The sequence below is a fragment of the Collinsella sp. LCP19S3_B11 genome (assembly GCF_052121915.1).
In the GTDB taxonomy this organism is placed as follows: domain Bacteria; phylum Actinomycetota; class Coriobacteriia; order Coriobacteriales; family Coriobacteriaceae; genus Collinsella.
Genome location: NZ_JBQKDI010000025.1, coordinates 1 through 8,017 on the forward strand (window position 1 = coordinate 1; position 8,017 = coordinate 8,017).

Annotated in this window: 7 protein-coding genes; 5 read left to right on the top strand and 2 right to left on the bottom strand. The window is 56.3% G+C overall.

The genetic code is table 11. The features are described from left to right. Positions 1-346 precede the first annotated feature (346 nt). The 3 genes from ACTQV4_RS09790 to ACTQV4_RS09800 all read left to right on the top strand — a co-directional run bounded on the left by ACTQV4_RS09790 (position 347) and on the right by ACTQV4_RS09800 (position 3,495). The gene (locus tag ACTQV4_RS09790; RefSeq protein ID WP_441569742.1) at positions 347-1,684 is read left to right on the top strand and encodes an LPXTG cell wall anchor domain-containing protein; all 1,338 of its coding nucleotides are present in this window, start codon (positions 347-349) and stop codon (positions 1,682-1,684) included. Between the two features lie 103 nt (positions 1,685-1,787). Further along, complete coding sequence (locus tag ACTQV4_RS09795) at positions 1,788-2,861, top strand: SDR family NAD(P)-dependent oxidoreductase (RefSeq protein WP_441049115.1); 1,074 nt, start codon at positions 1,788-1,790, stop codon at positions 2,859-2,861. Positions 2,862-3,267: 406 nt separating this feature from the next. Next, a complete protein-coding gene (locus ACTQV4_RS09800) occupies positions 3,268-3,495 on the top strand; it encodes a hypothetical protein (RefSeq protein ID WP_441569744.1) in 228 nt (75 codons plus the stop codon). On the opposite strand, the gene ACTQV4_RS09805 is transcribed toward ACTQV4_RS09800, so the two are convergent. Both ACTQV4_RS09805 and ACTQV4_RS09810 read right to left on the bottom strand, forming a co-directional pair. Next, entirely contained in the window at positions 3,422-4,381 is a 960-nt protein-coding gene (locus ACTQV4_RS09805; protein WP_441569743.1) for a hypothetical protein, read from the bottom strand. The genes ACTQV4_RS09800 and ACTQV4_RS09805 overlap by 74 nt on opposite strands. A 47-nt stretch (positions 4,382-4,428) precedes the next feature. Further along, positions 4,429-4,572 (bottom strand): helix-turn-helix transcriptional regulator, encoded by a 144-nt coding sequence (locus ACTQV4_RS09810; RefSeq protein WP_441541052.1) that lies wholly within the window; start codon positions 4,570-4,572, stop codon positions 4,429-4,431. Between the two features lie 398 nt (positions 4,573-4,970). On the opposite strand from ACTQV4_RS09810, the gene ptcA reads away from it, so the two are divergent. Together ptcA and ACTQV4_RS09820 are read left to right on the top strand one after the other, a co-directional pair. Then, entirely contained in the window at positions 4,971-6,041 is a 1,071-nt protein-coding gene (ptcA, locus tag ACTQV4_RS09815) for a putrescine carbamoyltransferase (protein WP_441540981.1), read from the top strand. Between the two features lie 266 nt (positions 6,042-6,307). Continuing rightward, complete coding sequence (locus ACTQV4_RS09820; RefSeq protein WP_441036946.1) at positions 6,308-7,738, top strand: APC family permease; 1,431 nt, start codon at positions 6,308-6,310, stop codon at positions 7,736-7,738. Positions 7,739-8,017 lie beyond the last annotated feature (279 nt).

The window sequence follows — 8,017 nt, forward strand, 5'->3', positions numbered from 1 at the left end:
CAACTGGGAAAATGCCGCCCCCGGGTCCCGGATAGGACCTCGGGGGCGTTCGGTTGACTGCGGGAGCGTGCCATCAGCTCAATGTGTTCGGCTGAGATCGGAAATCAACCCTGGGCGGGGATGCTTCGTGGTCTTGATGGGGTGGGTGCCTGGTTCGAAGGAGGCAGAATCTGGTTTGGTGGTGCTGAAAAGTAACAAATATGATTTATTAGAGGGGTAATTACATTCAAACGACGCATAGCCAACAAAGATTCGGTTATTCTTTACCGTATGGAAAAAACGCAGCAACAAACTGTACGTCGTGTTGCGTTTTACGTTGGTTCAATTCGATGCGATTGGAGCAGACATGAGCTTCATGGATGCCAAATTCTCCAAATGGGGAGAGGTCGCAACTGCAGTTCTCTCCCAATCGCTTGCGAAAAGATTTGCGAGGGTGATGCTGGCGGCAGTGCTGGCAGCATCTTTTCTGCCCGTCGCAGCTTTCGCTGATACGGGAGGCGACTCCGAGCTTAAGGGAATAAAAGGCAAAACAGACCCGATTTTTTGGTATGAAATTACGAGCTATCATAACTTGACAGAAAGGTCAAGTTATGATTGGAGCTGGGAAAAGGACGGCGAAACTGGAGCTATCACTGTAAAGAAAACGGATGATCCATCTCGCGTTACTGTGACGGGAACTGAAATCGGCAGCGTGATTTTGAAGGTTTCGGGAGGTGATTTGGATGAAGAGACAATTCGAATCAAGATTAGAAAGCGTACCGTACGTTTGTCTTCCTCGTATGGCGAAAAGATCTATGACGGCACCCCTCTTACTGTCACAGGAATTAATGAAGATGGGGAGGGTTGGATTTCTGCTGACAGAGACAGAGTTAAATACACGATGACCGGTTCTCAGACGAATGCTGGCGAATCGGATAATACGTTTGACGTAGAGTTTCCTTCGGGTAGTGAGGAATACTTCAAGGAACACTACGCTATTACCATTAGTTATGCTCCATTGAATGTCGCACAGCGTCCGGTCACCCTGACCTCCGCGAGTGGTTCGAAGGAGTACGACGGCAAGCCCTTGACCAATCACAAGGTCACCGTTGGGGAGGCTGCCCGGGATACTGGTTGGGTCGATGGCCAAGGTGCCACCTATTCTTTCACCGGCTCGCAGAAGATCGTCGGCTCCTCTGAGAATGTATTCGAATGCATCCCTAACGAGGGAACCAATCTGGACAACTATCAGATCAACAAGACGTATGGAACCCTGACCGTTACCGATCGTAGCGAGAAGTACCATATCACCCTCACTCCTAACTCCAAGTCCGTGACCTACGATGGCACCGAGAAGTCCGTATCCGGTTTCGAGACCCTGGAGTTCCAGATCAATGGTCAGACCTTCTACGTTTCCGGCGTTGAGGCTTCTGCAACGGGCACCGATGCAGGCGAGTACCCTGTCAAGGTTTCCGGCCAAGCTGTCGTCATCGATTCCGACGGCAACGATGTGACCGACCAGTTCACCGTGAACATCGACGATGCCAAGCTGACCATCGTCGGGGGCGACTCCGATAAGTCTGTATCCAATCTCCCTCACACCGGCGATAGCGCCGCCCTGTACCTGATGGGCATCTGCGGCGTGGCGATCGCTGCCGGTGCTGGGGCGCTCTTCACGTTCAGAAAGCGCAACAACTATAAATAAGCACGGATACCATTGGTGCAGCTCCATTGAAATGAAGCGCTAAGATAATCAGCAAAGGGGCCTTCCCGTCTGGGAAGGCCCCAACTTTGTGCGCGAGCATGGCATGTCAGAGAGCAAGCGTTTTGTTGAGGGGGTAAATTGTTTGCTAGCAGCCTCTGACCATGCTAAATCTGTCTACTATTCAAACAGAAAAACGAGCAGCTCAACATATTTTCCTGCAGAAAAGAATACGGCAGTGCACGCAACGCGGCCGGCCCCTTCCCTTCCTGCCGAAATCCACACGCCTGCCATCCGCTTTTTCTATGCAAATATTCACAAACACGCAAAAAAGGAATACAAATACCTTATCGACTATTTGAACGAGAAAGGGAACACAATGGGTAGACTCGAAGGCAAAGTTGCTATCGTAACGGGTTCCACCAGCGGCATTGGCATCGGTATCGCAAAGGTATACGCAGCCGAGGGCGCAACGGTTGTTATTAGTGGTCGTCGTGCCGAAAAAGGCCAAGTTGTAGTTGATCAAATTGTTGAAGCAGGCGGCAAGGCAAGCTTCCACTATTTCGACATTACCGAACCAGCAAGCATCGAAGCGCTTATTGCAGACACTGTAGAGCAATACGGCAAGCTCGATATTTTGGTAAACAATGCAGCAAACGTTGCCCTCAAGGACGGTCGTGTTGACGAGCTCACCCTTGAAATGTGGGACGCTATTTTGGAAAGCGACCTGCGCGGCACCTTCTATGCAACGAAGTGCGCTATCCCCTACATGAAAGAAATTGGTGGCGGCGCAATCGTCAACATTGGCTCTATGGCATCATGTGCAGGCGACTTAGGTTCTACCGCTTATGCATGCGCCAAGGCGGGCGTAGACATCTTCACGCAATACGTTGCCTTGCAATACGGCAAAGACAACATCCGCTGCAATTGCATCCGTCCAGGCTTGATTGTTACGCCAGAAAACGAGGCAAAGGTTCCTCAGATGCTCAAAGATATCTTCTTGGGTAGCATCATGGTTAACCGCTACGGTTGCCCAGAAGACATTGCTCATGCAGCCGTATATTTTGGCTCCGATGAAAGTACCTACACCACGGGACAGATCATCAACGTTGACGGCGGCATGAATTCGCACGCTCCAACCGTTGCTCAGTTCCGCCAGATGAATTCCCGCACGTGGTAATTCGCACAGGCGAATAGACCAGTACGAAAGCGCGAACGCGAGAATACGGAAAGCGTGAACGCATGAACGCATGAACGTGCTAGAGTGTGAAAGCGCGAAGGTGCGCATGACTGAATGCGCGAAAGCACACCACGCACGCAAAAGATTTCTTGCAGATAGAATCTACATGGCCACCCTTTGCGGGTGGCCATGTTTTTTGTGCAGGCAATCTGTTGGCTAAGGCTTATAGGACAAAACGTGTGTCCTGTTGGGGGGCATCGGCGCAGGTCGATGCCCCTTTTTTAGCCGTATAAATACCGTGCCCGCTTTTAACCGCTCGGACAGAATGTGTGTCCGGTTGCCTATCGTTCCCGCAGGCAGATAACCTTTTCCGGAACCGTTAAATACCTTTTCGGAAGAGGTGCCCATGAAGGCCGTCTATTGCCCCTACTGCGGCGGGCGGGCCTTCAGGAGCAGGACGGCCGAGTTCCGGGAGGTCTGGCCCATGCCCGAGTGCGTCGACGAGGTCCACAGGGTCGTCTTCGCCGACGGCATATACCTCGCCAGGGACCTCGTCGTCCTCATCGCGCGGTCGCGGAGGTGTGGCCGCAAACCATGGTCCAGCGCTGCCTTTGGCATGCTTTCTCCAAGGTGAACAGGCACATGACTAGCAGGTCGAGGCTGAGGGCGGGGATGCTTCGTGATCTTGATGGGGTGGGTGCCTGGTTCGAAGGAGGCAGAATCTGGTTTGGTGGTGCTGAAAAGTAACAAATATGATTTATTAGAGAGTAATTACATTCAAACGACGCATAGCCAACAAAGACTCGGTTATTATTCACCATATGGAAATAGAGTTTGTAGGTTCTCAGACCGATTGTGGCATATCGAAAAATGCGATTCGTGTAACGCTCGACCCGTCTATTGCCGAATACTACAACATCGTGAAGAACGAAGGTAAATTGACGGTCGAAAAGCGTCCGGTCACCCTGACCTCCGCGAGTGGTTCCAAGGAGTACGACGGCAAGCCCCTGACCAATCACAAGGTCACCGTTGGGGAGGCTGCCCGGGATACTGGTTGGGTCGATGGCCAAGGTGCCACCTATTCTTTCACCGGCTCGCAGAAGATCGTCGGCTCCTCCGAGAATGCGTTCGAATGCATCCCCAACGAGGGAACCAATCTGGACAACTATCAGATCAACAAGACGTATGGAACCTTGACCGTTACCGACCGTAGCGAGAAGCACCAGATTACCCTCACTCCCAATTCCAAGTCCGTGACCTACGACGGCACCGAGAAGTCCGTATCCGGTTTCGAGGCCCTGGAGTTCCAGATCAATGGTCAGACCTTCTACGTTTCCGGCGTTGAGGCTTCTGCAACGGGCACCGATGCGGGCGAGTACCCTGTCAAGGTTTCCGGCCAAGCTGTCGTCATCGATTCCGACGGCAATGACGTGACCGACCAGTTCACCGTGAACATCGACGATGCCAAGCTGACCATCGTCGGGGTCGACTCCGTTAAGTCTGTATCCAATCTCCCTCACACCGGCTGCGGCCGCCCCCTACGGGATCAGCCGTCTTCGGCCGTTCTTCATCCCTTCCAGAACAGCTGGGTGAGTTCTTGGCGGGTGGTGGTGCCGGTTTTCTTCAGAATGTTGTGCACATGGGCCTGCACGGTGCCCAGGGCCAGTTGCGGCGAACTGGCGATGTCCTGGTTGTCCTTGCCCTGCAGCACCTCTTTCAAGATGATGCGCTCGCGCGCGGTCAGGTGACAGTGCTCGCAGAGGGCGAGGAGCAGCTCGTCTACGTATTCTTGGGCGTCGGGCGCGTCGGTTCCTTAGAACGGAGGCGCAAGGTGTTGACAGCGGCGCACAGGGCGAAGAAACCAGTTCAATATCAATCCGTCTAGGCGTTAGGACTAGTTAGGATTAGTTAGGATTAGCTAGGATTAGCCAGGGTAAGGTGTGCGGTGAGCTAATGTAATCTGAAAATAATCCTGGTTATCTCTTCTCAAAACTACGGGTGCGCCCCATGCTGTGTGGCGCAAGGGAGCGTCTCGCTCATTTCGGGGCGCTTCATGGGAGCACGGTCCGCAAGGGGCGGTCCGGCCAACGAATTTTGAAGGAGATTTCAATGGTCAAAGATTACATCGACACCAACGACTTCACAAAAGAAGAGCTGCTCGGCATGGTAGATCTGGCCATCGCCATGAAGGGGCTCATCAAGGAGGGCGGCGAGTACCCGCACCTGCTGAAGGACAAGACCCTCGGCATGATCTTCCAGCAGGTGTCCACCCGTACCCGCATCTCCTTCGAGACGGCCATGAGCGACCTCGGCGGTCACGCCCAGTTCTTCGGCCCCGGCTCCATCCAGCTGGGTGGCCATGAGTCCATCGAGGACTCCGGCCGCGTTATGGGAAGCCTCGTCGACATCCTCATGGCCTGCGTCGATCGTCATAAGGATGTAGTGAGCTTGGCGAAGTACTCCGCGGCCCCCGTCATCAACGGCATGAGCGAGTACAACCATCCCACCCAGGAGCTCGGCGACCTCATGACCATGATCGAGAACTTGCCCGCCGGTAAGAAGATCGAGGACTGCAAGTTTGCCTGGATCGGCGATGCCACCCAGACCTGCGCGTCGCTCATGTTCATCTGCACGAAGATGGGCATGGACTTCGTGCAGTTCGGACCGAAGGGGCATCAGATTCCCGACGGCTGCCTGCATATTGGCACCGATGAGGAGCGCGCCGAGTTCGGCAAGCATCTCATGGCTATCGGCGAGGAGAACTGCAAGGTCTCCGGCGGCACCATCACCATTTCCGACGACATTTCCTGCATCGAGGGCGCCGACTTCGTGTACACCGATGTGTGGTACGGCCTCTACGACAGTGAGGTCTCCAGCTCCAGCTACATGGATGTGTTCTATCCGAAGTACCAGGTGACCTGGGATATGATGAACGTTGCCGGTCCGAACAGCATGTTCATGCACTGCCTGCCCGCCAACCGTGGCGAGGAAGTCGTCGACGAGGTCATGGACGATCCCGAGCGCTCCCTGTGCTGGGTCGAGGCCGAGAACCGCAAGCACTCCATTCGCGCCATCCTGGCCACTCTGTGCCCCCAGAGCGAGCCCGACGAGCAGAAGGCTGCGGCATACCGCGCCACCATCAATGAGCGCATGGCCGCTCTCGGTAAGCACGGTCTGTAAGACGTACCAGGTCGGGCGAGCTACGGCTCGCCCGCCTTCGCAGGAGATGGGCGACCTCATGGCCATCGGCGAGGAGAACTGCAAAGTCTCCGACGACAACCGAGTGCATCAAGGGCGCCGACTTCATCTACACCGACGTGTGGTATGGCCTGTACGATGCTTTCTGATGGGCGGCAGCAGATGCTTGTCTCTTGCTGCCCATCATCTGCGCCACTGCGCGTAAGCACTGGCGCCCTGTCTGAAAACGACTGAGCAAAGGATTAAATATGAGTGACGGAAAGAAAAAGCTTTCCTTCCTGACGGTCATTTCGACCATCATCTGCGTCGTCTTCGTTTGCGAGGCCGCCGCTCCTGCTGCTGCCATTGGCAACCAGCAGTTCTTCTGGTGGATCTTCCTGATCCTGACCTTCCTGCTCCCTTACGGCATGGTCGTCGCCGAGCTCGGCACCACCTATGACGGCGAGGGCGGCATTTACGACTGGGTACGCGATGGCCTGGGCGACAAGTGGGGCGCCCGCATTTCGTACTACTACTGGGTCAACTACCCCCTGTGGATCGCCTCGCTGGCGACCATGTTCCCCGACATCCTGGGCATGGTCTTCGGCGTCGAGTTCAACCTGATCGCCAAGATGGGCATCGAGCTCGCCTTCGTGTGGATCGTCTACCTCATGGGCCGCTCCAAGGCGGCCGACTCCGAGTGGGTCCTCAACGGTGGCGCCCTGATCAAGGTCGCCGTTGCCGTCATCGTCGGCGCCCTGGGCATCTGGTATGCCATGGAGAACGGTTTCGCGAACGACATGTCCGCCGCCACCTTCCTGCCCGAGCTCACCAACACCAACGCCCTGGGCTACCTGTCCATCATCATCTTCAACTTCACGGGCTTCGAGGTCATCTGCACCTTCGCCAAGGACATGGAGAACCCGACCCACGACATTCCGAAGTCCATCATCCTGGGCGGCCTGACCATTGGCGCCATCTACCTGTTCGCTGGCTTCGGCATCGGCGCCGCCATCCCGGCCGACTCCATCGACCCCGACTACGGCATGATCGTCGCAGTCCAGACCATGGTGGGCGATTCCGTGCTCTTCAAGGTCATCTGCATCGCCTTCCTGATCACCCTGTTCGCCAACATGGCCGCCTGGTCCTTCGGCGTCAACTCCGTCGCCCGCTACGCCGCCGAGCACGGCAACATGCCCAAGGTCTTCGCCTCGATGATCTCCGAGGACGACATGCCCAACGGCGCCAACCTGGTCAACGCCGTCGTCGCCTCCCTGGTCCTCTGCCTGCAGCTCGTTCCCGTCGACGCCATCTCCAACGGCGTCTTCTGGATGCTCTTCGGCACCTCCGTCGTCTTCCTGCTGCTCACCTACATCCCGATGTTCCCGGCGTTCCTCAACCTCCGCAAGAACGACCCGAACCGCGAGCGCATCTTCACGTTCCCGTTCAAGGGCGCGATGATGAAGGTCATGCTGGCCATCCCCTGCATCGAGCTGATCCTGGCCATCGTCGCGACGCTGGTGCCGTTCTCCGCCGCCGAGGTCGGCGAGAAGGTCCCGATGATCATCATCTTCATCGTGCTCATGCTCATCGGCGAGGTCGTCCGCGTCGTCAGCGCCAAGGGCCGCGAGACCGAGTACAAGGGCCTCACCCCCGAGCTGGCCGCCCAGCGCCTCGCCGAGGAGGCCGAGGAGAACTAGGGCACCCGGCCCCGGGCACCCCGGCCTCCCCGGGGGCGTGCCCGGGCGACGGGTCCGCCAACCATTCCCCGGGGCGGGTGCAGGCGATAGCTCCGGCAGCCGCCGAACCGCCCCGACCCCTCTCCCGTATCCCTCGTGCGTCCCGTCTCCGCGCACCTGGCTACGTCGTGTTAGCGTCAATCTATTTTTCACCAGTTTCGCTAAACAGGCGCGCCGTTCGCGCAAAGGCGGTTTCACCGGTTGCGCTAACGTATTTTCACCGATTCCGGTCACGGCTTG

What these genes read in the sequence shown, in the direction of transcription:
- ACTQV4_RS09790 (WP_441569742.1), top strand. Translation starts at nt 347, where the DNA reads ATGAGCTTCATGGATGCCAAATTCTCCAAATGGGGAGAGGTCGCAACT.
- ACTQV4_RS09795 (WP_441049115.1), top strand. Translation starts at nt 1,788, where the DNA reads ATGTCAGAGAGCAAGCGTTTTGTTGAGGGGGTAAATTGTTTGCTAGCA.
- ACTQV4_RS09800 (WP_441569744.1), top strand. Translation starts at nt 3,268, where the DNA reads ATGAAGGCCGTCTATTGCCCCTACTGCGGCGGGCGGGCCTTCAGGAGC.
- ptcA (WP_441540981.1), top strand. Translation starts at nt 4,971, where the DNA reads ATGGTCAAAGATTACATCGACACCAACGACTTCACAAAAGAAGAGCTG.
- ACTQV4_RS09820 (WP_441036946.1), top strand. Translation starts at nt 6,308, where the DNA reads ATGAGTGACGGAAAGAAAAAGCTTTCCTTCCTGACGGTCATTTCGACC.